Below are 24,701 nucleotides of genomic sequence, written 5' to 3'. Positions count from 1 at the left end.
TGAAAAATGACACGCTGCTATATGAGTGCAATATTATCTGAGCTAGATTCTAGATACCATTTTTTAGTGAGCTAAATGAGAAATAAATCACCACAAAAACAAATGAGTAATAAAGCCAATGATGGCGTTATTAGGATAATCAGCGGGCAATTTCGTGGCCGTAAATTACCAGTAAAAGATGTGCAAGGCCTACGCCCAACCACTGACCGTATAAAAGAAACGGTATTTAACTGGTTAATGCAAGATACCCGCGATGCTAAAGTGCTCGATTGTTTTGCAGGCTCAGGTGGGTTAGGTTTTGAAGCGCTGTCGCGATTTGCTCACTCAGCCTGTTTTTTAGAGATGGATAAACTCGCAGCATCACAATTAAAAGCCAATATAGATGCCTTAAAACTTACTAATGCAGAGGTTGTGTGTACTGATAGTTTGTTGCATTTAAGCAAAAACCCACAGCAACAGCAGTATAATTTAGTGTTTATTGACCCGCCATTTCGCCAAGGTTTAGCACAACAATGCTGTGATTTACTCACAGAAAATGCTTGGTTAGATAAAAATGCCTTGATTTATGTTGAAGTAGAAAGCGACTTGCAGCCATTACAAACGCCTAGCAATTGGCTGTTATTAAAAGAGAAAGCGGCTGGACAAGTATTATCCCGCCTCTATGAATTACAGTAAAATTAGTAACATACAAATATTTTCGGTTTCCTGTTGGAACAGACTATATTTATCCTTTACATGTGGTGTGGCTTCGGATTACAATACTGCACCATTTTTGAACCACTTGATCATTGTTTGATCAACTTGAGCAACGCTCATTATTTAGGTAGGTGAATTTTTAATGCCAGTAATTAAAGTAAGAGAGAACGAACCGTTTGACGTAGCACTTCGTCGCTTCAAGCGTTCATGTGAAAAAGCAGGTATCCTTTCAGAAGTTCGTCGTCGCGAGCACTATGAAAAGCCAACAGCTGAGCGTAAGCGTAAAAAAGCTGCGGCGGTTAAGCGTCACATGAAGAAGCTTTCTCGCGATAACGCACGTCGCGTTAAATTATATTGATCAGTATTGGTCTTGTATAAATGAGCCTTTTAATAAAGCTAAAAGATGCGCAAAAAGATGCGATGCGAGCGAAAGACAAACAACGTCTTAACCCAATTCGTATGGTACTTGCTGCAATCAAGCAGCGTGAGATTGACGAGCAAATAACACTTGATGATGACGGTATTACCGCAGTATTAGTGAAGCTTGTTAAACAACGCCGTGACTCTTACACTCAGTATACTGATGCTGGCCGTGAAGATTTAGCCGAAATTGAAGCCAATGAAATTACAGCTCTTGAAGAATTTTTACCTCAACAATTGAGTGAAGATGAAATCATAGCTCTCATTGATGCGGCTATTGCTGATACAAACGCAGCCGGTATGCAAGACATGGGCAAAGTAATGGGTATAATCAAAAGCAAAGCTGAAGGTCGCGCCGATTTAGGTAAAATCTCAGGTTTAATTAAGCAACGATTAACTGCCTAATACTCCCACATACAGATGTATGATTTAAGCAAACCGAGCCATGTGCTCGGTTTCTTCGTTTTTAGCTTTAATAAAAATAGCATTTGTGTTCAAATCTAAGTTTGTAGAACTAAACCTTTTTCTATTTATCTCAGGACTAGACTTTACTAATGGCTGGAAAGATCCCACGTAACTTTATAGATGACTTACTTGCCAGAACCGATATTGTTGAGCTAATTGACTCCAAAGTTGGCTTAAAAAAAGCGGGCAAAGATTACCAAGCCTGCTGCCCTTTTCACAATGAAAAATCGCCATCATTTACCGTTTCACAAGACAAACAGTTTTACCATTGCTTTGGCTGTGGCGCCAACGGCAATGCAATTTCATTTGTTATGGAATACGATAAACTAGAGTTTGTTGATGCCATTGAAGAACTTGCCAGTATTCTCAATTTAGATGTACCTAGAGAGCAAGGTAGCAGCAATGGTCCCGAGCGTACCGCAGAACAAAAACGCTCGGATTACGATTTAATGCTGCACAGTGCGCGTTTTTACCAACATCAATTAAAGCACCATGCTAATTCTGCAACCGTAATCGACTATGTAAAAGGCCGTGGCCTAAGTGGTGAAACGGTTAAAAAGTTTATGATCGGCTATGCCCCCAGTGAATGGGAAGGCCTATGCCAACAGCTTGGCCGTAATAAAGAACAAAAAGAGCAGCTTGTTGAGCTTAAATTGGCCTCAGAGAAAACGCCTGGCCGCCAGTTTGACTTTTTCCGTGATCGCTTAATGTTCCCAATCCGTGATAAACGGGGTCGTGTTATTGCCTTTGGTGGCCGCGTGATGCAAGCGGATCAAGGGCCTAAATATTTAAACTCGCCAGAAACCCGTATATTTCATAAAGGCTTTGAACTTTATGGCCTGTATGAGGCTAAACAAGCACACAAAAAGCTCGACCATGTACTCATCGTTGAAGGCTATATGGATGTGGTGGCACTAAGCGAGCAAGGTATTGAATACGCGGTTGCAGCACTTGGTACAGCCACTACAGCTGAACATATGCATACTCTGTTTAGAACCACAGACCGCGTTATTTGCTGTTACGATGGCGATCGTGCTGGTCGTGATGCCGCATGGCGTGCACTTGAAAATGCCCTACCTTACTTAAATGACGGCAAAGCGTTACAATTTGTGTTTTTACCTGATGGTGAAGACCCTGATTCGCTGGTGCAAAAAGAAGGCAAAGAGGCCTTTGAACAACGCTTAGCTTCCGCCGATGACTTTACCAAAGTGCTGTTCAATAAACTTAGCCAAGAAATTGATTTAACCACTGATGCAGGAAAAGCCAAGTTACTCAGTGCGGTATTGCCGTTAGTTGAAAAAATTCCTAGCGAGTTTTACCAAGAAAATCTATTAGAACATTTAGGACGCTTAATTGGTCGCACTAAAGAGCAACTTAATAACCGCCTAAAAACCCCTAAGCAACAGCACTCTATTGAACGTAAGTTTAAAATAACGCCAATGCGCCGCGCTATAGGCTTACTGATCCAGCACCCAAATTTAGCACATGCCGTGCCCTATTTGCCTGATTTAGCACAAATGAATATTGCTGGGATTGAGTTACTTATTCGTTTGCAGCATTACGCATTACAAAAATCACCAATAACCACTGCGCAATTGCTTGAGTCATTTCGCGAAACGCCAGAATATGAAGCGTTGATCAAGCTGGCTACTTGGCGACATGAGATTGGCGACGACCGTTTAGAAGCCGAATTTAAAAATACTTTCAAATTTATTGAAGATCAGTGTTTAAATTATCGACTCGAGACCCTATTAATAAAAGACAAGACACAAGGCTTAAATAGTGAAGAACGACTCGAATGTCACCTATTAACGCAAGCTTTAAAAGGCACTAACAACTAGTCAAAAACGATTTATGCTGTTATACTGTGCTATTCACTGCGTCAAATAATACTTAGCTTGGCTTAATAGATAAGCAAGCTGGCGCCTGTTGTATCAACTTATCAGAGTGGAAGAAACAATCTCTATGGATCCAACTCCTCAGTCACAATTAAAACTTCTGATTCAAAAAGGTAAAGAGCAAGGTTACTTAACTTTTGCAGAAGTTAATGATCACCTTCCACAAGATATTATCGATTCAGATCAAGTAGAAGATATCATTAGTATGATCAATGATATGGGTATCAAGGTTAGCGAAAATGCGCCTGATGCCGATGAATTGATGATGCAAGAAACGACAACAGATGAAGACGCAGCAGAAGCTGCAGCCGCTGCGCTTGCTACTGTAGATAAAGAAATCGGCCGTACTACTGATCCGGTTCGTATGTATATGCGTGAAATGGGTACTGTTGAACTGCTTACCCGTGAAGGCGAAATCGTTATCGCTAAGCGTATTGAAGAAGGCATCAACCAAGTACAAATCTCGGTTGCTGAATACCCTGAAGCAATTACATACCTGCTAGAGCAATGGGATAAATTTGAAGCAGAAGAGATGCGCTTAAGCGACATTATCTCTGGTTTCTTTGATCCTAATGCAGATGAAGCCCCAATTTCAGCTACGCACATTGGCTCTGAATTAAGCGAAAAAGAGCTTGATGATGAAGACGACGATGATGCAGATAGCGATGATGAAGATGAAGAAGAAGTAGATACTGGCCCAGATCCTGAAGAGGCGCGTGTTCACTTTGAAAATCTTCGTGATCTTTATAATAAAGCACGCGATACATTTGAAAGTAAAGGCCGTTCACACCCTGAGTCGCAAGCAGCGATTTTTGAAATTGGTGAACTGTTCAGAACCTTTAAATTAGTGCCAAAACAGTTTGACCGCATGGTTAATAACATGCGCGAAATGATGGATAGAGTTCGTGTTCAAGAACGTATCGTCATGAAGCAAGCTGTACAAATTGCAAAATTACCAAAGAAAACCTTTGTTAAGCATTTTGCTAACAACGAAACAGATACCGCATGGATTGACCATGAAATTGCTGCGAATGAAAAATACTCAGCAAAATTAGACGAAATCAAACCAGAGATCATTCGTTGTATCAATAAACTACGTGTTATTGAAGAAAGCACAGGTTTAAGCATTGAGCGTATTAAAGACATCAACCGTCGTATGAGCATTGGTGAAGCAAAAGCGCGCCGTGCGAAAAAAGAAATGGTTGAAGCTAACTTACGTCTTGTGATCTCAATTGCTAAAAAATATACCAACCGTGGTTTACAATTCTTGGACTTGATCCAAGAAGGTAACATTGGTTTGATGAAAGCTGTTGATAAGTTTGAATATCGCCGTGGTTATAAGTTCTCAACTTATGCTACGTGGTGGATCCGTCAAGCAATCACCCGCTCTATCGCCGACCAAGCGCGTACAATCCGTATTCCGGTGCATATGATTGAAACGATTAACAAACTTAATCGTATTTCGCGTCAAATGCTGCAAGAAATGGGTCGTGAGCCAAATCCAGAAGAATTAGCAGAGCGCATGATGATGCCTGAGGATAAAATCCGTAAGGTACTTAAGATTGCTAAAGAGCCAATTTCAATGGAAACGCCAATCGGTGATGATGAAGATTCGCATTTAGGTGACTTTATCGAAGATACCACTATTGATTCGCCAATCGACTCGGCAACAATGGAATCTCTTCGTGGCGCTACCAACGATGTGCTTGCTGGCTTAACAGCCCGTGAAGCTAAAGTATTACGTATGCGTTTTGGTATCGATATGAATACCGACCATACCCTAGAAGAAGTAGGTAAGCAGTTTGACGTAACGCGTGAGCGTATTCGTCAAATCGAAGCGAAGGCACTGCGTAAGTTACGCCACCCTTCACGTTCAGACTTACTAAAAAGCTTCTTAGATGCTAAGTAATTAGCAACTAATACATGTAATAACCTAAAAGGCCGCTGTAGCGGCCTTTTTTCTATTTCAAGGAAATAATCATGGCTTGGATCCAAATCCGTATCAATGCCAACGCAGCAACCGCTGATGCAGTAAGTGACTTATTAATGGAGGCAGGCAGTGCGTCTGTTACCTTTATTGATGCTAAAGACACCCCTATTTACGAACCAAAAATCGGCACTGTGGTGTTTTGGGCTGATACTACAGTGATTGGTCTATTCGAAGCTAACCACGATATGAATGCAGTCGTTGCTTTATTAAAGCGCCATGACGAGCTAAAAGATACCTTAGTGTACAAAATAGAACAGCTTGAAGATAAAGACTGGGAACGTGAATGGATGGATAACTTCCACCCTATCCAATTTGGTGAAAAACTGTGGATTTGTCCAAGCTGGCGCGATATTCCTGATCCTGATGCAGTCAATGTATTGCTCGATCCCGGCCTTGCGTTTGGTACTGGTACTCATGCCACCACGGCACTGTGTTTAAAGTGGCTGGAAAGCCAAGACTTAACCGGTAAAACTGTGGTCGACTTTGGTTGTGGCTCAGGCATTTTAGGCATTGCAGCTATCAAGCTCGGTGCTGAGCGCATGATCGGTATAGATATCGACCCTCAAGCCCTTGAAGCCAGCCTTGATAACGCACAGCGTAATGGCGTTGCCGATAAGCTAGAAGTATACCTGCCAGAAAATCAGCCAGAGTTTACTGCTGATATCGTGGTTGCCAATATTTTAGCGGCGCCGTTACGTGAATTACACAGTGTGATATTAGGCTTGCTAAAACCTGGTGGTAAAATTGCCATGTCAGGTATTTTAGAAGAGCAAGCACAGTCAGTTGCCGATGTTTATGCGCCATTTTTAGCCTTAGATGAGATAGCTGTTGAAGGTGAATGGACTCGCGTAAGCGGTGTTAAAAACGCATAATCGGCACACTTTAGTGATTTAGAGTATTAACTCAAAATCGTTAGGTAAAGCCTGCCATTAACAGGCTTTACCTATTATTTACACACTGTTATGCAGAATGATTTTCTTGACGAAAATTAGCTCTGTATAAAATTCAGACAAATAAAGCCTTTCGTCAAACTGTTATCAAATGTCAATACGCAAAAGTCAAAAAAAAGTCACTTTTGTTCAATTTATAGCCTTTGATTTTTGCAAAAAAAACCGTAAACTTAGCGCCCCTTGAAAAGAGGCCTATTGAATACAGTGCGTATCGGAACATACCAATTAGAGAACAATGTAATTGTAGCGCCAATGGCGGGAATTACTGATAGACCATTTAGACAACTTTGTCGCCGCTTAGGTGCGGGGCTTGCCGTGTCTGAAATGCTCTCGTCAAATCCTTTGGTATGGAAAACCGAGAAATCGATGAACCGTATGGATCATAGTGGTGAATCGGGAATACGTGCGGTGCAAATCGCAGGAGCTGATCCTGAGCTTATGGCTCAGGCTGCACAATTCAATGTAAGTAATGGTGCACAGATCATAGATATTAATATGGGGTGCCCAGCTAAGAAAGTGAACAAGAAACTCGCAGGCTCCGCCCTGTTACAGTTTCCTGGTTTAGTGGAAGAGATTATAGATGCGGTGGTTAGCGCTGTTGATGTACCTGTAACACTGAAAATCCGTACTGGATGGGATCAGGACAACCGTAACGGTGTTGAGATTGCGAGAATAGCTGAACGTTATGGCATAGCTTCATTGGCCGTACATGGGCGTACACGCGCATGTATGTACAAAGGTGAAGCTGAATACGCCACTATTAGGGATATTAAACGTTCAGTGTCGATACCTGTGGTTGCAAATGGCGATATTACATCTGCTGAAAAAGCAAAACAGGTTTTGGACTATACGGGTGCAGATGCCATTATGATTGGTCGAGCCGCCCAAGGTCGCCCTTGGATTTTTAGGGAGATAGACCACTATTTGCGAACCGGTGAACACTTACCTGTGCCTCCAATTGAGGAAGTACGTGGTATTTTGATGGAACACTTAGTGAACCTTCATGCGTTTTACGGCGAACCAATGGGAGCGCGCATCGCTCGCAAACATGTATCTTGGTATTTGCAAACCCATGACAGTGACGGTCAGTTTAGGCGAGTATTTAATGCTCTCGATAATCCACAGGCACAAATCGAGACATTAGAGCAATACTTTAAAACACTAGCAGCTAACTAAGAAAGAAAGAGATATAAACAATGTTCGAACAAAACGTGACTTCTCCATTTATCACTAACCCTCATGTTCAGTCACACGAGAAACCGCAGCCATTACGCGATGCAGTGAAGAAAGCTGTTCATCACTATTTAAAACAGCTTAACGGTCAAGATGTGCAAGACGTTTACGACCTTGTTCTTTCAGAGCTAGAAGCACCATTACTTGAAGAAGTAATGACTTACACACGTGGCAACCAAACACGTGCGGCAATCTTACTAGGTATCAACCGCGGTACTTTACGTAAGAAACTAAAGAAATACGGCATGAACTGATACGATGTTGTGATTTATCACAACATTCGTTTGAAAAAGCACCTTCGGGTGCTTTTTTTATCTCTTTAAAAACCCTCAAAAAAGCGGCTAATTGCAAAATCCTCACTCTTTAAACATCGTTTTTTAAGCGATATTCAGTTAAAATAGCGCCTTTCTAAGCTAGCTCAAACACTGAGGTAATCAAACTACAATGGATACACATCGTCCAATTCGTCGCGCACTACTAAGTGTGTCAGATAAAACCGGTATCGTTGAATTTGCTCGTTCACTTGAATCACAAGGTGTCGAACTTTTATCAACTGGCGGTACTTGTAAATTACTTGCTGATAACGGCATTAAAGTCACTGAAGTATCTGACCACACAGGTCACCCTGAGATCATGGATGGTCGCGTAAAAACTCTTCATCCAAAAATTCATGGCGGCATTTTAGCGCGTCGTGGTCAAGATGAAGGCGTCATGGACGCTCATAACATCTCAGCTATCGATATTGTTGTAGTTAACTTATACCCCTTTGCGAATACAGTCGCTCAAGAAAACTGCAGCCTTGAAGATGCCATTGAGAACATTGATATCGGCGGCCCAACGATGGTGCGTGCCGCGGCTAAAAACCACAAAGACGTGACTATTGTAGTAAACGCCAAAGATTACGAGCGCGTGATCAGCGAAATGCAAAGCAACAATGGTTCAACTACATACAAAACACGTTTTGATCTAGCCATTGCCGCTTACGAGCACACGGCGCAGTACGATGGCATGATTGCTAACTACTTCGGTAAAATGGTTGCTGACTACACGGATGAAGCGGCTGAGGAAACTAAATTCCCACGCACTATCAATATGCAGTTCACTAAAAAACAAGACATGCGCTACGGTGAAAATTCACACCAAGACGCGGCGTTTTATGTTGAAAACGACGTGCAAGAAGCGTCTGTTGCAACCGCCGTACAGCTTCAAGGTAAAGCATTGTCGTTTAACAACATTGCTGACACTGATGCAGCCTTAGAGTGCGTTAAAGAATTCGATGTACCGGCCTGTGTTATTGTAAAACATGCAAACCCTTGTGGTGTGTCAATCGGTGAAAACATTCTTGAAGCCTATGACCGTGCATTCAAAACAGATCCTACATCAGCATTTGGTGGCATTATTGCCTTTAACCAAGAGCTTGATGCAGACACTGCTGAAGCGATCGTATCGCGTCAATTCGTTGAAGTGATCATTGCACCTAAAGTATCAGAAGCCGCAGCACAAATCGTATCTGCAAAGCAAAATGTGCGTTTATTAGAATGTGGTGAATTCTCTGCTAAAGGCACAGGCCATGACATTAAGCGTGTTAATGGCGGTGTATTAATTCAAGATCGCGATTTAGGTATGGTTACGCAAGGCGACTTAAAAGTTGTCTCTAAGCGCCAACCTACAGAGCAAGAACTTAAAGACTTATTATTCTGCTGGAAAGTGGCTAAGTTTGTTAAATCAAACGCTATTGTTTATGCCCGTGATGGTATGACAATTGGTGTAGGCGCAGGCCAAATGAGCCGTGTTTACTCAGCTAAAATTGCTGGTATTAAAGCTGCTGATGAAAACCTTGAAGTGAAAGGTTCAGTAATGGCGTCTGATGCATTCTTCCCATTCCGTGATGGTATTGATGCAGCTGCAGAGGCTGGTATTACTGCTGTGATCCAACCAGGTGGTTCAATGCGCGATGAAGAAGTTATCGCCGCTGCTGACGAAGCTGGCATGGCAATGGTGTTTACTGGCATGCGTCACTTCCGCCACTAATCACACAAAGAGCTAACTGTATAAGTTAGCTCTTTTTGTTTGCACCAAATTCACGTATTCTGCTTATTCTATAACCGCTATAAAATTATAATGTGAAGGAACAGACGATGAAATTTGCACTAAAAACACTACTGGTTGCTACCCTTGCTATGAGCTCAACGCTAGTACTTGCTCATGATCATGGCCAAAGTTCAGCCGTTGCTCAAGCCGTTAAAGCAAGTGAGAGAAACACTGAACGTGACCAATATCGCCACCCTGTTGAAACCCTCGAGTTTTTTGGCCTAAAGCCAACAATGACAGTGGTTGAGATTGCGCCAGGCGGCGGCTGGTACAGTGAAATTTTAGCGCCAGCACTGAAAGAGCAAGGCACCTATTATGCTGCCCACTTTCCTGCTGATTCATCGGTTGGCTACTATCAACGTTCACTCGCTGGCTTTAAACAGAAAGTCGCCGAAGATGAGCGATTCAGTAAAGTAAAAATCACTGAATTTGCCCCTTCAACACATTTAGACATTGCACCTGCGGGCAGCGCAGACATGGTGTTAACTTTCCGCAATGTACATAATTGGTATATGAGCAAAGATAAAGACGCCGCAGCTAATGCCTTTAAGTCTTTTTACAAAACACTTAAACCAGGTGGCACTTTAGGTGTGGTTGAGCATCGCCTACCTGAAGCGCAAGCTGATGAAATGCAAAAGTCATCAGGTTATATGAAGCAAAGCGTAGTAATCGAACTTGCTAAACAAGCAGGCTTTGAACTGGCAGCAAGCAGTGACATAAATGCAAACTCACTTGATACAGCCGATCACCCTAAGGGTGTATGGACCCTTCCACCAAGCCTTAGACTTGGCGAGCAAGATGCCGCTAAATATAAAGCCATTGGTGAAAGCGACCGCATGACGCTGAAATTTAAAAAACCGCTTTAAATAGGATATTCGCCATGAATGTATTAGTCATTGGCAGCGGCGGCCGCGAACACGCACTTGCGTTTAAAGCCGCTCAAAACACCAAAGTTAACACTGTATTTGTAGCTCCAGGTAATGCTGGTACTGCGCTTGAGCCAAAGCTTGAGAATGTTGCCATTAACGTTGAAGACCTCGATGGCCTACTTAACTTTGCGCAAAACAATAATGTTGAGCTCACCATTGTTGGCCCTGAAGTACCATTAGTACTTGGTGTGGTAGATAAATTCCGTGAACACGGTTTAGCTATCTTTGGCCCAACAGCAGGTGCTGCGCAACTAGAAGGCTCTAAGTCATTCACTAAAGATTTCTTAGCACGCCACGCAATTCCTACTGCTGATTATCAAACCTTCGAGCAAATTGATCCTGCGCTTGCGTATTTAAAGGAAAAAGGCGCACCGATTGTTATTAAAGCGGACGGTTTAGCAGCTGGTAAAGGCGTTATTGTTGCCATGACTGAAGCGGAAGCTGAAGATGCTATCCGCGATATGTTGGCGGGTAACGCTTTTGGTGAAGCCGGCAGCCGCGTGGTGATCGAAGAGTTCTTAGAAGGTGAAGAAGCCTCATTTATCGTAATGGTAGATGGTAAGAACGTATTACCGTTTGCAACTAGCCAAGATCACAAACGTGCTTACAATGGCGATCAAGGTCCAAACACTGGCGGTATGGGGGCATATTCACCAGCGCCAGTAGTAACCGATGAAATTCATCAGCGTATTATGAACGAAGTGATCTACCCAACAGTAGAAGGTATGGCAAGCGAAGGTCATCCGTACACTGGGTTCTTGTATGCAGGCCTGATGATCGACAACGACGGTACACCTAAAGTTATCGAGTATAACTGTCGTTTTGGCGACCCAGAAACACAACCTATGATGCTACGTCTGCAATCTGATCTGGTTGAGTTGATTGAAGCTGCTAACCGCGAAGAACTTGATAAAACCACCATTGAGTTTGACCCTCGTGCGGCAGTGGGTGTGGTACTGGCAGCGAAAGGCTACCCTGATGACTACCCAAAAGGTGATGCAATTAGTGGCCTGAAAGTAAACTACCCAGAAGGCGAAAAGGTCTTCCACGCGGGTACTAAGCAAGACGGCGACAACGTAGTGACTGCCGGTGGCCGAGTATTATGTGCCACAGCACTTGGCAATACAGTAACCGAAGCACAGCAACGTGCCTATAAACTAGTTGATGAGATTAGTTGGCAAGGCATGGAATATCGTACAGATATTGCATATCGTGCCATTGCTCGGGAAAAATAGGTCCAACCAGCAGCTATTAATAATAAGCGCAGTTTATCTGCGCTTTTTTAGTGCTACAATAAAGCGGTGACGTCTTGCATATAAGTAACACCTTGGAACAACAACCGTTTAAATATCATATTATTGCATTGTTTATTTTGAGCATTTTAGTGTTCATTATCTATACCTTTGCCAATCATTTAGCTACTCCTACCCGCTATACAATTAATAAAACCGCTGCAGTGTATTTAGAGCAAAGCTATCGCATCGATCCATCAAAATCACTAACGCTCGCTAAATTTTTAAACGATCCGGATGCCCGTATTTCAGAACCATTTGACACCATTGCATGGGGCTTAAAATCACAAGATTATTGGCTTTTAATGAAGCTAGAAAATAAATCAGCCGAGTCAAAACAGCTATTCGCTCACTTTGATAATCCTATGATTGATTATTTAACTGTTTATCAAATAGATAACCAAGGCCAATTGGTTAACACCTTTAATTTAGGCGATCGGCAAGAGCAACTTAGCTTATTTGAATACAGCGTCCCGCATATAAGCTTTGCTATTGCAGCACAAAGCCATAGCCTGTTGATCATAAAAATAGATACTACAGGGATCAGCAAAACCCCAATAAATTTATATGGTGAAGCTGAATTTAAAGATTTACTCCGCGCCCAAACAGCTATTTGGGGAATTTTTGTTGGGGTATTAATTATGGCGGCTTTATATAATTTAGTACTGTATTTTGGTATTCGCGATCGGGTTTATCTGATTTACATTGGCTATATACTGTCTGCACTGATTTTGATGGGCTCTGTATTAGGTTTTGGTTTTTACTTATGGCCAGTAGCGTTACAGCAGCTTTTTAATCACTATATTGTAGTGAGTAATTACGCGATTGCATTTTTTACACTAGCCTTCTGTGCTATGTTTTTGCGCTACCATAAAGATAAATGCTGGCGTTATAAGCTAAGCCTTGCACTATTGAGCCTTATGTTCTGTTTAGGGATCGCTAGCTTTTTCATTGTTGAATATATTTCTTCGCAAATATTCTTTGTTGTCTTAGTTTTCCTTTATATTGTATGTATTACATTAATTTACAACAAATTACGCAGCGGCTTTCGCTGGGCCAAGTTTTATGTCATTTCGTGGATACCGTTGATAATTGGCGCAGCAATTCAGCCCTTAGAGCTGACAGGGATCATCGAATATAGCTTTGCCACCCGTCATGCATTTTTAGTGGCAATTCTATGTGAAGTAACATTAATGGCCATGGCACTGGCTGATCGGGTGCGCTACCAACGAGAAAAAGCGCTCTATCACGCCACTCATACCGAGCAAACAAAACTTTTAAACAGCGCAATGTTAAAGCATGCATACACAACTTTGCAGCTCAACCAGCGCCCTGCAAACTTATGTCTAATTAGGATCATCCACTTTCACTCATTAAGTCATATTTTAAATCAAACCCAAAGCGCTGAGTTAATTGTCAATGTAGCGCAAGCTCTTGAACTACAACTTAGCAAAGAAAGAGAATTCATACATTTAGAAAACGATTTAGACACCTGCCCGCGGATTGCTGACTTAGGCAACGGGGTACTCGCATTTGTTTCAGTTAAAACCCAAAGCACCCACACACTGCATGCAAATCTCAGCAAAGTGATGAAGGGGTTACCAAAACATTATCCTGTCCAAGGATTTGATTTACAGCTAAGTTATTCAATAGGTTATTGTGCCTTAGACAACGAAAACGGCTTTGATAGCTGGTTACAAAATGGCTATCTTTCATTGGCAGAAGCACCACACATAACTAGCCCAACTAGCCCGCCAAAAACCATGCCCACGATGATGAATATAAGCTTAGCAACCGCATTTCAAAATGCTTTAAAAGCAGACCAATTAACGATTTATCATCAGCCACAAATAAATTTACACTCAGGTAAAACGATTGGTAGTGAAGCTTTGTTGCGCTGGCCTAATGCACCTTACGAACAGCTCAATATTGAGTCATTAATTTTATTAGCCGAACGTACAGGGCTTATCAACGAGCTCACCTTATGGGTGTTGGATAAAGCTTGTCAAGATATCGCTAAATTCAATTATGCCGGTTATACCGAGCATAAAGTCAGTGTTAATTTAAGCGCTAAGAATTTGATGATCCATAACTTAATTGAAAAAATCGAAAACACCTTACTTAAACATAATGTTCCCGCCAAACAACTTAAATTTGAACTGACTGAGTCGGCTTTAATTGTAAACCAACAGCAAATGATTAACTTAGTTGAACAATTAACACGCCTTGGTATTGAAGTAATTTTAGATGATTTTGGTACTGGCTATTCGTCACTAAATTGTTTTGTTAGCTACAATTTTTCAACCTTAAAAATAGATAAATCATTTATTATCGACCTACCTACACATAGCGCCAACAAAGTCATTGTTAAGGCTGCGATTGAAATGGCCCATAGTCTTGGTTTAAAAGTGACGGCTGAAGGCGTAGAAGATGCAACAACGCAACAACTTTTACGCACTATGGGCGCAGATTATGGCCAAGGGTATTATTACTCCAAAGCCATTGCTGTCGATGATTACTTACTGTGGCTTGCCGATAAATAACTATTCTATAAAAATCATCTTCAACGACTAATCATGTTTAGGTATTTAAGCAAAGTAGCCACAAAACTGATAAAATCCCCTTTTTCACATCTTTAGGGGCGTAAAGATGCAAGGCACTCTCAAAAAACTAAAATCATCGCTAACACAACCAATTCAGTATCATTTACCTGTGGGTGATGAGTTAGTCGATCTAAATGCGTATATCGGTAAACAACTCACTTTAACTTTTAATGGCGCAATTTTATGTTCAAGCTGCGGTAAAAAAACTAAAAAAAGCTACTCGCAAGGACATTGCTTCGTCTGTATGCGTAAACTCGCTAGTTGTGATATGTGTATTATGAAACCTGAAACCTGTCACTATGACCAAGGTACTTGCCGTGAGCCGCAGTGGGGTGAAGAAAACTGCATGATCCCACATTATGTCTACCTAGCTAACACCTCGGGGCTTAAAGTCGGTATTACTCGCCATACACAAATACCAACTCGTTGGATTGACCAAGGTGCAACGCAAGCGCTGCCTATTTTTAAAGTACAAACGCGGTTGCAATCTGGTTTAGTGGAAGTGGCACTTGCGCAGTTTATTGCCGATAAAACCAACTGGCGTAATATGCTCAAAGGTCAAAGTGAAGTGCTTGACTTAAAAGCCGCCGCGGCTGAGTTAATTCCACAAATCGCAGGCAAGCTCAATGAACTGGCAGAGCTATTTGGTGCCACAGCTATTGAGCAACTAGATGAAGAGGTTGTTGATTTAGAGTTCCCGGTTACTGCTTACCCAACCAAAATTAGCTCTTTTAACTTTGATAAAGAGCCCGTAGTAAGTGGTATTTTAAACGGCATCAAAGGCCAGTATTTAATTTTTGATACTGGCGTTATCAACATCCGTAAATTTACCTCTTATGATGTCACTGTAGGTTGATTTTTTAACTGATAAAACTCTAACCATTGCCGCTGTGTTAACGGGCGGCAATAGTAATAACCTTGGATCACATCGCAGCCTATAGCCAATAAATAACTATACTGGGCAAGCTTTTCAACCCCTTCGGCAATAACCTGTAAATTTAAACTATTTGCCATCGCAACGATGGCAGCAACCACTTCACTATTGCCATATTCATCGGGGACTTTCGCAATAAAGCTAGCGTCTATTTTTAACGTATCTATGGATAGTTTTGTCAGATAACTCAAAGCAGAATAACCGGTACCAAAATCATCAAGTGCAATCTGTACGCCCATTTTTTTAAGTTGCTGCAACTCTTTTTTAGCCTGACTCAATGAGCTAATAAAACTGCTTTCAGTGAGCTCTATTTCCAAGCAATGGCCAGCTAAGTTATAGCGTTGTAGCATCTGTTCAACACTGTTCGATAACTTACCTTGGCTAAGGTGACAAGCCGAGATATTGATAGCCAAACGCCCTGCGGTTATGCCCAGTTTTTGCCACAAAGCCAACTGGATACCGGCATTATTAAGCACCCAAAGATCGAGCTTGACAATTAAACCTAATTCTTCTGCCAGAGGAATAAACTGTGCCGGTGAGATCAGCCCAAGAGCTGGATCATGCCAGCGCAAAAGAGCTTCTACCCCTTTAATTTTATTGGTTTTCAAACATTGCTTAGGTTGAAAGTACAATTCAAACTCGTCATTTTCAAGGGCATGCTGAAACCGACTCATCATCGCCAAGCGCTCTAATGAACGGGCATTCATTGATGATTTAAATAGCTGAAACGAATTACGACCCACTGCTTTTGAACGATACATAGCAATATCAGCATGTTTGAGCAGCGTTTCACTATCAAGCCCATCATCAGGGTAAACCGCAGCGCCAATCGATGCCGTAGCGCCCACCTCAAAGCCTTCAAGTTGAAATGGCGTATTTAAGTAGCTGAGTATTTTATCCGCTATGCTTATTACCGCTGCAATATCATCGATTTCACATAGCACCACAAATTCATCACCGCCTAAGCGAGCTAACGTATCGCCTTCGCGCAAAACACTTTGTATTCGTTTAGCAACTAATTTTAGCAGCACATCACCGGCGCTGTGGCCTAAGCTGTCGTTAATTTCTTTAAAGCGATCAAGGTCAATAAACATCACGGCGAGCATATCATTGCAGCGATGCGCCGCGGCTAATGCCATGCTTAATCGGTCATTAAAAAGGCGTCGATTTGGCAGCCCCGTTAGTTCATCAAAATAAGCAAGTTGAACAATTTTCTCTTCTGCATTTTTACGCTCAGTAATATCACTAAAAATAGCCGCGTAAACAATTTCATCACTATTAGGCTCACGTATTTTAATAATGGTGAGCCATTCAACATACACATCACCAGTTTTTTTGCGATTACAGATCTCCCCTTGCCATACCCCTTTTTCTACAATTGATTGCCACATTTTAATATAAAAATTTTTACTGTGTTTACCTGAACTTAAAATGCGCGGGTGCTGGCCGATGACGTCTTTTGGTTTATAACCAGTCAGCACTGTAAAAGCCGGGTTAACTTGAATGATCACCCCATCTTGCTGAGTGATCATAATGCCATCTAATGATGCATCAATAATCTTATTGGCTAAGTAGAGGTTACGTTGTGAATGCTGCAGCGCTTCATCTCGTTGCTCAAGTACTTTTTCAAGCTCACTGCAATACGCATTTTCTATTTCATTAATAAGGTGCTCAAGGGTAAGTACCCCTTTAATTGCTTGTTCGTCACTGACAACTAAATGGCGAACGTTATTTTCTGACATTAGCCGATAGGCATCAAACAAGCTGCTTTTAGAGTGTACTTGGTACAAAGGACGGCTTGCCAACTGCCAGCATGATATGTCGTTATTCGGTGCAATGATCAGATGCAGTAAATCTCACTGAGTAATAATGCCATGCTCGTTTAGTTGCGGGTTATATACTAAGATCACTTGCTCTGCACGTTCTCGCATCATACTAACGGCTTCATTAAGAGCGCAATGACTTGGCACCACTAACACATCTTGATGATATTGATCTTTGATCGGCCTAAATTGCAAATAATGATCAAGCCCCTGATTTCGTACGATATCAGTAATACTAACCACACCGCACGGTAACTCATTTTCATCAACAACCAATAAATGGCGTACGTTATGCTGGTGAAAAACAAGCGCAGCATCGCTCAGTAATTGCGAAGATGAAATACTTAAAACAGGACTCGACATCACACTACGGATCTCAAGGTGCTTAATATTACTGTCGGTAAAATCGAGCTTAATGCAATCAGCTTCAGTCCAGATGCCGCATATCTGCTGATCTTCTTGCACAAAAATAGCGCTGACATTATGCGCCCGCATTAACTTTACGACATCGATAAGTTGCGTGTATTTACTACATGAAAGTACTTTATCAGTGAATACATCACAAACTTTCTGGTAACGACTACTTTTTGGCATTACAGCATCCCTAGCTTTACACGAACCAACAAGTATAATTAAGCCAATAAATGACAATTTGATTTAGGACAATAAATAAACATGCCATACCCAAAAATCATTATTTATAATGAAGAGCTAGAAGTCGTTACTCAGCCAAGTGACGTAGATGATTTTTTATATGGAATGAATAAAGACACGCAAGCACAAGTAACTTTGTTAGATCATAATGGCAGTTACCACACTCTTGATGGCGAGCCTTGCCAAGCACTGTGCAGTGAACAATTAACTCACTACGTTAAACAGTATTTAGCTAACGAGGGGCACTGTTGTTTAAGTAAGATAGAGCAACTCACTCCACAGCAAGCATTTAATTTAGTCGTTATCGACTAATGCTTTTACATGGGCAATAGCACTACGGCCAAGGGCTGAAAGTGCATAACCACCTTCTAAATAAGAGATAATACCTTTACAGCCAAGTTTGTTACTAAGTTGCGCAAGCTGTTCTGTAAGCCAAGCATAATCATCTTCCACAAACTTTAGGCTTGCCATATCATCTTCAAGGTGGGCATCAAAGCCTGCACTAATAAACAATAACTCAGGCTTAAACTCAGTCAATTTAGGTAACCACTGCTGATTATAAAGCGCTTTTAAATCATTGCCATCGCTGGCTATTGGCAACGGCGAGTTAACTAGCGTGGCATTATTTTCAATCGCGGTATTAGGGTAAAACGGGTATTGAAATAACGAGCAAAACAATACATTTTCATCATCAATAAAAATGTCTTGCGTACCATTACCGTGATGAACATCAAAATCGACAATCGCAATGCGCTTAACCCCTTTGCTTTGTGCGTATTTCACCGCAATTGCTAAGTTATTAAACACACAAAAGCCGGCAGAGGTGGTACGGTTGGCATGATGACCCGGTGGCCGTACCGAGCAAAATGCGGCATCGAGGTTATCCGCTAATATTTCATCAACAGCTAAAACCCCAGCTCCTACCGCACGCTCAATGGCCATCAGTGAATCAGGACATAACCAGGTATCACCATCAAGTGACGTTAAACCTTGCTCTGGTATGCTATTTTCCACCAGCGCAACAAGGGCTTCATCGTGAGCTAATAAGTAATGGTCGCGGGATGCCTTGGGAGCTTGCTTTTGCTGTACGGCTATATCTAACCCGCTTGCTAACAAACGATCGGCAATCGCATCTAAGCGCTCAGGGCACTCAGGATGATCGTCAATCATTTTGTGTTTCCGACAAAAGGGATGTGAAATAATCGCAGTACGCATAACAGCTCCAAAACTAATTTACGCGATAACTATAACAAAGCCACTAAACAGTGGCTTTGCGACTTTGGTTTATGTGCCAACTCTTATTTTTTGGCTTTAAGAGTCAGATTTCTAAAATCAAAGCTAAAATCGGTTACGGCTGTTGATACCGCGCGCATCTTTGCTTTGTTAACGCGATTTTTAGTGCTCATATCAAAAGTAATGTAAGCATCAGCCTCAAGCAGCTTTTCATCCCACTTAACAATGAAGGTATTGCCTGTGTAATGCTCTAATCGGCCTTTTAAGCGCTTAGTGTGCGTAAAATCAATACGTAACTTACCATCTAACTCTTCAATCACCACATCGCCATACCAATCATCGTGTAAAGTACCGGTATAACTAATATTAGGTAATTGTGGCTGATAGTCAGCGGGTGCTTCAGGTTTAGCATCGGCATAGGCTTTTTGCTTACCTTCAAAATGCTTTTTAGCGAGTGTTTCAACCCAATCCTTATCTTCTAAATCGAGTGCATCTTCAAGTATTTCATAGGTTACTGCCGATAAAGCACTAAACGCTTGCTGATTACTGAGGATCACAATTCCTAAGTTTTTCTCTGGCAATAACGTCACTTGCGATACCATGCCTAAAATACCACCACCATGGCCTAACTTTTTAATACCATGAAAGTCTTCAATACTCCAACCTAAGCCATAACCTCTAAATTGCTGATGGTAAGCCTCATACGCACTTTTTGAAGCCAGTGAGGTGATATGCGGATGCCACATCTGTGCTTGTTGCTTTTCACTAAACAACTGCTCCCCATTTGGCATTGTGCCATGCGCTAATTGAGTGCGTAGCCATTGGCTCATATCGCTAACACTTGATGCAATGGCACCAGCACCACGAAAGTCTTCTAGGTAATTAACAAAAAATGGGTGTAACTTGCCATCCATTGGAATATGGCCCGTTGCCCAGTTTTTATTACTTTTTGGAATACGTGAAAAACCAGCGCGAGAATTATCCATATGCAAAGGCTGCAGAATGTTCTTCTCAATATAATCATTCCAGCTCATACCAGAAACGCGCGCGACCACTTCACCAGCGGTGACAAACATCAAGTTGTTATAGGCGTATTTACTGCGAAAACTACTCGCTGGTTTTAAATATTTTAGGCCTGCTAAAATATCTTCAATCGATTTATCGGTGTCAGGCCAAATCATTAAGTCGCCTTGACCAAGCCCTAAGCCACTACGGTGACTCAATAAATCACGGATCGTCAGTTCGCGGGTGACATAAGGGTCATATAAGCAAAACTCAGGAAGATGATCAATGACTTTATCATCCCAACTGATTTTTTCTTCATCGACTAATTTTGCTAATGCCGCTGCGGTAAAGGCTTTGGTATTTGATGCAATACCAAATAAAGTGTCTTTATTAACTTTTTTGCCAGTATCTAAGTTACTAATACCAAAGCCTTTAGCCAAGATCACTTTATCGTTTTCAACAACGGCCACAGCCATACCTGGGACATCAAAACGCGCCATTGAATTTTCAATTACTTGCTCTATTTGGGCAGTATCAATATCGGCATAACTGTTAAATGCACAACCAGTTAATAATGCGCCAGCTATCGCTAATTTTGTTAACTTCATAACAATCCTTGAAGGTAAGTTTTAGTTTTTATTTTTATGTACAGCAAACTCAATAGCCGCACGTACTGTATCGCTATCTTGGCATGTTGGCCGAGATTTTATGGCATCACTGTACGCATTTGGCACGCCTGCTTCAAGTGCCCCGCGATAAACGTGCTGCATATACCAATCATAGGGCAGGATGTTTGCGTCAGTCGTATTGGCCATATAACAATGTGCCGCTATTTTTTGCCCGTCGAGCAGCGTAACCTGAATATCAACACAATCATAACGCGGCCCTTCAATGGCATCTAAAATTGTTTTTTCGTCGTCATTAAGTTGGTATACCACACCATACACGTGGGCATTATCATCATTTGAAGGCCGTACATTGCCTTTTCCTGAGCCGTCACTGCTTACCATATCAAAGCTTAATTCATAGCCTGATAATATTGCCGTACCAATACGCCGCGCATTTGGTAATCGTGCCAATAAACGACTAGATGACATATTAGAACCAAACGAAAAATTATATACAGCCATACCCACCTACTTTAATTAACCAAAATCCAGAGCTTAACCCTTGTTACACCACTATTCTTATTGCTAATGCGATGAGGATAACGCCAATCCCACGGTCGAACCAATGACCACTTTTTTGAAAGAAACCGCGTACGCTCGGCTTTGATAGCACTAAAGATAAAAACGAAAACCATAGCCAGGTTGCAACGGCCATATACAGTCCATAGCCAGCTTGAATAATTAGCGGGGTTGATTGGCTTATCACTAAGGTAAATAACGACATAAAAAATAACGTTGCTTTCGGGTTGAGGGCATTGGTTAAAAAACCACGACGAAAAGCAATCCAACTTGATTCAGCGGCAACGGATTGTGAAGTGGTTTCTTGTTGTGCTGTTGCAGGCTTTGCAGCTCTGAGAGCTTGCACGCCTATATACGCCAAATATGCACCCGCTAAATATTTTAATGCCATAAATACGTTTGGTGATTGCGTTAAAAGCACCGCGACACCTAACAAGCAATAACTAACATGGAGCAAAATTGCCAAGCCAACCCCAAAACTGGTCCATAATGCATTCGCCCTTCCTTGTTGAATACTTTGTTTAAGTACAATGGCAAAATCAGGGCCGGGGCTTGCTACAGCAAAAAAATGTGCCAGTGCAATTAATAAAAATTCATCTAAATAAACCACTTATCACCCTGCTTTTTGCTCATCAAGTGCTAACAACAGCGGATTAGCTGTATCGTTGACTAAGGCTTTGATCTCTTTCTGCGCCTTTTTAAATTGGCTACGTAAATGCGGCTTTAAATACTTTTTAGAGTCTTGATGGCCTTTAAAGTGACAAACCAGTGCATGCATAAATACCGTTTGTGCTTCGCTAAGTGCTGCTTGCCTGTTTGCATACGGGTTATAGCAAGAACCGCAGCCGTCTTTAAACTGGTAAACAGTATTGCTCATCATCACCCCAAAACCTAAAAAGCACGCTAATGCGTCTGCCGCTTGCGGTAAAAACTCTTTTCCGCCTGGGGGCAGCACACCGACATGATGGATCATGATAGTGGCTAAGGTACCGGCAAAGCTAGCCACTAAGTCTTGTGGCTGATTAATTTGATTAGGATTAAATGACACATTGACATTATGACTAGGCGGTACAATTAACTGGCTTCGCTCACCGCGTAAATAATTACTAAAGGCAAAGTGTGGAAATACCTGCGGTTGTAGTTGTTGCGGCGCCACCAACTTAATTGGCCATGCCTGTAACCCTGCATAACCCACTACGCGCTCAAACACTTTACTCGCCATTTCCTCAATACTTGACACCGCATCAGGAAAGCACTGGTGATTTGGCAACACTAATTGGCAGTGATTAATAAAGTAATCACTGTCAAAATTTTCCACTGCCCACACAAAGGTATCAATCAGCCATTGCTGCTCTTGTTGTTCTAATAATGGTTTGCTTTTAAATAACGCTAACATAGTTTGCTCGTTTTACTTATACCAATGGCATTGAGTTATTCTTGCTGTTGTTGTGCCCACGCCCACGCTTGGGTGTTATACAATGGCACAGTCGATAGTGCATGATGATGACTACCCGTTGATTCTTTAGTTGAATATGATAAATACAGTAAAGTACGAGTTTCTGCATCATAAATGCGACGCACTTTTAGCGATTTAAATAAAATACTTTTTGATGATTTAAATACTACTTCACCTGATTTACTCCGATCAATCACTTGCAGCTGCTCAGCGGTAATTGGCCCAGTTTGACGACATGAAATAGACATATCGGATGGATCAGAAAAATCTAAATTCGCTTCAACATGACTGATATGGCAGGTAACCCCTGTGATTAAAGGATCCTGCTGCGATACCACTTTAATATCTTTGGTGGTAAATAACCCTAAACTAACTGATGCGGCATCGTCAGAACAACCCGATAGCGTGATCAGTAAACTTGCCAATACGCCAAACATAATCGCTTTCATAATTTTCCTTGCTCCAAATAAGTAGAACGGTTTGTGGCTTACATTTAACTATGTTTCAATACTAACTCAAATAAATCACAACAACGAGCACCGACACAATGAAAAAAGCATTCACATTACTTTGTTTACTGCTAATAAGTCACGGCGCAGCAGCTGGTTACTCACTCAGTGTTTACACAGGTAAAAGCTTTAATCAATCATTACAGACCGAAGAAGGCTTAGCGATTGAGCTTGAGGATAGTAATCATCTGGCTTTTAGTATTGATAGAACTATCGATTCGGCTCGTTATGGGTTTTATTTTTCGAATACGAAAAGTGATTTTCAATCATCCCCTGGGTTAGATGTAGAAATGCAGTATTTTTTGTTTCAAAGTGCCGTTGAAGTCCCTTTAGGCAACCGTGTTAACGGCTATGTTGGTGCACAAATTGGCGCGAACTATGTAAAGCCTAATTTTGCCAGCTCAGATATCTTCTTTGCCAGTGGCTTATATGGTGGATTTGAATACTTATTTAACGACCAAGCACGGGTTTTATTTGAAACTCGTTGGCTAGCGACGATAGTCAATAACGCCAGTAACGTTTCTTGCACCTTACCAACGGATGAAGACAATCAATGTTTATGGCATTTCGATGGTGACGTACTTAATCAATTTCAAACCAGCTTGGGCTTCACATACCGTTTTTAAGGGAAGTAACCAGATCATGCCGCACATTATTATTGAGCACTCAGAAGATTTACCCGTGTTACCGCAAGTGTTAGTTGAAAAAATACACAATGCTGCATTTGCGACCGGCTTGTTTGAACTGCCAACCATTAAAACTCGCGCTATAGCTTACACCCATTATCAACTAGGTGACGGTAAGGAAGGGTTTATCCATATTGCCGTGCATATTATGGCTGGACGCAGTATTGAACAAAAACAACAGCTCAGTGAAAGCTTACTGCATTGCTTGCAAATTTATTGTCGGGACTCTGATAGTTTAAGTGTCAACGTACACGATATGGAACATGAGATTTACCGAAAGTGTTAATATTTAAGGTAAATTTAAATCTCTAATCAATTTGTAATAACAGCTTCAGCTTCGAAAGAAGATGGTCTTAAATTCCTTAGTCGCGCCAGATAAAAGTGAATAAGTCTTAACTTGATCTGTCAGATTCGATTAACAGGTGTGATTAACAGGACTCAATCAAATCTGACACTCGCATATGTGCCATTTTCGTACGTTCGGCTCTAACTCACTTTTGTCCAGAAATGAGTTAGATCAATCTATTAGATCTAATTACATCGTGATTTAAATATTGACAGTTTGAATCTAGACTAATCCAAATTAGCCTAGCTGATTTTATTTTTTCACTCAATGTACCCAGTTAGCTTTTCACTGTCTTGGAGTA

At 41.5% G+C, this 24,701-nt stretch carries 22 protein-coding genes and 1 pseudogene; 16 read left to right on the top strand and 7 right to left on the bottom strand.

All coding sequences use genetic code 11. The annotated features are described in order from the left end of the window. The first annotated feature begins 75 nt into the window (after positions 1–75). The 13 genes from rsmD to NDQ71_RS15035 all read left to right on the top strand — a co-directional run bounded on the left by rsmD (position 76) and on the right by NDQ71_RS15035 (position 15,423). On the top strand, positions 76–675 hold the full coding sequence (rsmD, locus tag NDQ71_RS15095; protein WP_192542432.1) for a 16S rRNA (guanine(966)-N(2))-methyltransferase RsmD: 600 nt from the start codon (positions 76–78) through the stop codon (positions 673–675). Between the two features lie 163 nt (positions 676–838). Then, positions 839–1,054 carry a 30S ribosomal protein S21 gene (gene rpsU, locus NDQ71_RS15090; protein ID WP_002957797.1) on the top strand — a complete coding sequence of 72 codons (216 nt, stop codon included), beginning with the start codon at positions 839–841 and terminating at the stop codon, positions 1,052–1,054. A gap of 20 nt (positions 1,055–1,074) precedes the next feature. After that, positions 1,075–1,521 (top strand): GatB/YqeY domain-containing protein, encoded by a 447-nt coding sequence (locus NDQ71_RS15085; protein ID WP_054203056.1) that lies wholly within the window; start codon positions 1,075–1,077, stop codon positions 1,519–1,521. A 149-nt stretch (positions 1,522–1,670) separates the two neighbouring features. Further along, entirely contained in the window at positions 1,671–3,422 is a 1,752-nt protein-coding gene (dnaG, locus tag NDQ71_RS15080; protein ID WP_064665903.1) for a DNA primase, read from the top strand. A 124-nt stretch (positions 3,423–3,546) separates the two neighbouring features. Continuing rightward, positions 3,547–5,388 (top strand): RNA polymerase sigma factor RpoD, encoded by a 1,842-nt coding sequence (gene rpoD, locus NDQ71_RS15075; protein WP_192542433.1) that lies wholly within the window; start codon positions 3,547–3,549, stop codon positions 5,386–5,388. Positions 5,389–5,459: 71 nt separating this feature from the next. After that, positions 5,460–6,341, top strand: coding sequence for a 50S ribosomal protein L11 methyltransferase (gene prmA, locus NDQ71_RS15070; RefSeq protein ID WP_064665444.1), 882 nt, complete (start codon positions 5,460–5,462; stop codon positions 6,339–6,341). A 282-nt stretch (positions 6,342–6,623) separates the two neighbouring features. Continuing rightward, complete coding sequence (dusB, locus tag NDQ71_RS15065; protein ID WP_192542447.1) at positions 6,624–7,595, top strand: tRNA dihydrouridine synthase DusB; 972 nt, start codon at positions 6,624–6,626, stop codon at positions 7,593–7,595. 20 nt (positions 7,596–7,615) lie between these two features. After that, complete coding sequence (gene fis / locus NDQ71_RS15060; RefSeq protein WP_002957804.1) at positions 7,616–7,906, top strand: DNA-binding transcriptional regulator Fis; 291 nt, start codon at positions 7,616–7,618, stop codon at positions 7,904–7,906. A 190-nt stretch (positions 7,907–8,096) separates the two neighbouring features. Then, entirely contained in the window at positions 8,097–9,683 is a 1,587-nt protein-coding gene (purH, locus tag NDQ71_RS15055) for a bifunctional phosphoribosylaminoimidazolecarboxamide formyltransferase/IMP cyclohydrolase (protein ID WP_192542434.1), read from the top strand. Positions 9,684–9,790: 107 nt separating this feature from the next. Continuing rightward, complete coding sequence (locus NDQ71_RS15050) at positions 9,791–10,609, top strand: class I SAM-dependent methyltransferase (protein WP_301561784.1); 819 nt, start codon at positions 9,791–9,793, stop codon at positions 10,607–10,609. A 14-nt stretch (positions 10,610–10,623) separates the two neighbouring features. Continuing rightward, positions 10,624–11,907 (top strand): phosphoribosylamine--glycine ligase, encoded by a 1,284-nt coding sequence (purD, locus tag NDQ71_RS15045; protein WP_283709413.1) that lies wholly within the window; start codon positions 10,624–10,626, stop codon positions 11,905–11,907. Between the two features lie 92 nt (positions 11,908–11,999). After that, on the top strand, positions 12,000–14,507 hold the full coding sequence (locus NDQ71_RS15040) for an EAL domain-containing protein (protein ID WP_192542448.1): 2,508 nt from the start codon (positions 12,000–12,002) through the stop codon (positions 14,505–14,507). A gap of 106 nt (positions 14,508–14,613) precedes the next feature. Continuing rightward, positions 14,614–15,423 (top strand): DUF2797 domain-containing protein, encoded by an 810-nt coding sequence (locus NDQ71_RS15035; protein ID WP_192542437.1) that lies wholly within the window; start codon positions 14,614–14,616, stop codon positions 15,421–15,423. Here NDQ71_RS15035 and NDQ71_RS15030 read toward each other — a convergent pair. Further along, positions 15,402–17,918 (bottom strand): annotated as a pseudogene (locus tag NDQ71_RS15030) (EAL domain-containing protein). The gene NDQ71_RS15035 and the pseudogene NDQ71_RS15030 overlap by 22 nt on opposite strands. A gap of 81 nt (positions 17,919–17,999) precedes the next feature. On the opposite strand from NDQ71_RS15030, the gene NDQ71_RS15025 reads away from it, so the two are divergent. Further along, entirely contained in the window at positions 18,000–18,290 is a 291-nt protein-coding gene (locus NDQ71_RS15025; RefSeq protein ID WP_192542438.1) for a DUF4144 family protein, read from the top strand. On the opposite strand, the gene NDQ71_RS15020 is transcribed toward NDQ71_RS15025, so the two are convergent. The 6 genes from NDQ71_RS15020 to NDQ71_RS14995 all read right to left on the bottom strand — a co-directional run bounded on the left by NDQ71_RS15020 (position 18,273) and on the right by NDQ71_RS14995 (position 23,308). Then, positions 18,273–19,193: a histone deacetylase family protein gene (locus tag NDQ71_RS15020; protein WP_192542439.1), complete on the bottom strand. Its 921-nt coding sequence runs from the start codon at positions 19,191–19,193 to the stop codon at positions 18,273–18,275. The genes NDQ71_RS15025 and NDQ71_RS15020 overlap by 18 nt on opposite strands. 83 nt (positions 19,194–19,276) lie before the next feature. Next, a complete protein-coding gene (locus NDQ71_RS15015; protein ID WP_192542440.1) occupies positions 19,277–20,824 on the bottom strand; it encodes a serine hydrolase in 1,548 nt (515 codons plus the stop codon). Between the two features lie 21 nt (positions 20,825–20,845). Then, positions 20,846–21,346 carry a gamma-glutamylcyclotransferase family protein gene (locus tag NDQ71_RS15010; RefSeq protein WP_192542441.1) on the bottom strand — a complete coding sequence of 167 codons (501 nt, stop codon included), beginning with the start codon at positions 21,344–21,346 and terminating at the stop codon, positions 20,846–20,848. A gap of 43 nt (positions 21,347–21,389) precedes the next feature. Next, positions 21,390–22,013 (bottom strand): LysE family translocator, encoded by a 624-nt coding sequence (locus NDQ71_RS15005; RefSeq protein ID WP_064665432.1) that lies wholly within the window; start codon positions 22,011–22,013, stop codon positions 21,390–21,392. 3 nt (positions 22,014–22,016) lie between these two features. Next, complete coding sequence (locus NDQ71_RS15000; RefSeq protein ID WP_301561783.1) at positions 22,017–22,799, bottom strand: hypothetical protein; 783 nt, start codon at positions 22,797–22,799, stop codon at positions 22,017–22,019. A 35-nt stretch (positions 22,800–22,834) separates the two neighbouring features. After that, complete coding sequence (locus NDQ71_RS14995) at positions 22,835–23,308, bottom strand: CreA family protein (protein ID WP_192542443.1); 474 nt, start codon at positions 23,306–23,308, stop codon at positions 22,835–22,837. Between the two features lie 98 nt (positions 23,309–23,406). On the opposite strand from NDQ71_RS14995, the gene NDQ71_RS14990 reads away from it, so the two are divergent. After that, entirely contained in the window at positions 23,407–23,994 is a 588-nt protein-coding gene (locus NDQ71_RS14990) for a hypothetical protein (protein ID WP_192542444.1), read from the top strand. Positions 23,995–24,010: 16 nt separating this feature from the next. Beyond that, positions 24,011–24,340: a 5-carboxymethyl-2-hydroxymuconate Delta-isomerase gene (locus NDQ71_RS14985; protein ID WP_016708456.1), complete on the top strand. Its 330-nt coding sequence runs from the start codon at positions 24,011–24,013 to the stop codon at positions 24,338–24,340. Positions 24,341–24,701 lie beyond the last annotated feature (361 nt).

It is taken from the genome of Pseudoalteromonas sp. KG3, from assembly GCF_030436385.1.
GTDB lineage: Bacteria > Pseudomonadota > Gammaproteobacteria > Enterobacterales > Alteromonadaceae > Pseudoalteromonas > Pseudoalteromonas prydzensis.
The sequence above is the reverse complement of the archived record's forward strand: the minus strand, read 5'-3'. Positions and strand labels throughout refer to the sequence as shown.

Coding starts and splice junctions, on each gene's coding strand:
- rsmD (WP_192542432.1), top strand. CDS start 76: ATGAGAAATAAATCACCACAAAAACAAATGAGTAATAAAGCCAATGAT.
- rpsU (WP_002957797.1), top strand. CDS start 839: ATGCCAGTAATTAAAGTAAGAGAGAACGAACCGTTTGACGTAGCACTT.
- NDQ71_RS15085 (WP_054203056.1), top strand. CDS start 1,075: ATGAGCCTTTTAATAAAGCTAAAAGATGCGCAAAAAGATGCGATGCGA.
- dnaG (WP_064665903.1), top strand. CDS start 1,671: ATGGCTGGAAAGATCCCACGTAACTTTATAGATGACTTACTTGCCAGA.
- rpoD (WP_192542433.1), top strand. CDS start 3,547: ATGGATCCAACTCCTCAGTCACAATTAAAACTTCTGATTCAAAAAGGT.
- prmA (WP_064665444.1), top strand. CDS start 5,460: ATGGCTTGGATCCAAATCCGTATCAATGCCAACGCAGCAACCGCTGAT.
- fis (WP_002957804.1), top strand. CDS start 7,616: ATGTTCGAACAAAACGTGACTTCTCCATTTATCACTAACCCTCATGTT.
- purH (WP_192542434.1), top strand. CDS start 8,097: ATGGATACACATCGTCCAATTCGTCGCGCACTACTAAGTGTGTCAGAT.
- NDQ71_RS15050 (WP_301561784.1), top strand. CDS start 9,791: ATGAAATTTGCACTAAAAACACTACTGGTTGCTACCCTTGCTATGAGC.
- purD (WP_283709413.1), top strand. CDS start 10,624: ATGAATGTATTAGTCATTGGCAGCGGCGGCCGCGAACACGCACTTGCG.
- NDQ71_RS15035 (WP_192542437.1), top strand. CDS start 14,614: ATGCAAGGCACTCTCAAAAAACTAAAATCATCGCTAACACAACCAATT.
- NDQ71_RS15025 (WP_192542438.1), top strand. CDS start 18,000: ATGCCATACCCAAAAATCATTATTTATAATGAAGAGCTAGAAGTCGTT.
- NDQ71_RS15020 (WP_192542439.1), bottom strand. CDS start 19,193: ATGCGTACTGCGATTATTTCACATCCCTTTTGTCGGAAACACAAAATG.
- NDQ71_RS15015 (WP_192542440.1), bottom strand. CDS start 20,824: ATGAAGTTAACAAAATTAGCGATAGCTGGCGCATTATTAACTGGTTGT.
- NDQ71_RS15010 (WP_192542441.1), bottom strand. CDS start 21,346: ATGGCTGTATATAATTTTTCGTTTGGTTCTAATATGTCATCTAGTCGT.
- NDQ71_RS15000 (WP_301561783.1), bottom strand. CDS start 22,799: ATGTTAGCGTTATTTAAAAGCAAACCATTATTAGAACAACAAGAGCAG.
- NDQ71_RS14995 (WP_192542443.1), bottom strand. CDS start 23,308: ATGAAAGCGATTATGTTTGGCGTATTGGCAAGTTTACTGATCACGCTA.
- NDQ71_RS14990 (WP_192542444.1), top strand. CDS start 23,407: ATGAAAAAAGCATTCACATTACTTTGTTTACTGCTAATAAGTCACGGC.
- NDQ71_RS14985 (WP_016708456.1), top strand. CDS start 24,011: ATGCCGCACATTATTATTGAGCACTCAGAAGATTTACCCGTGTTACCG.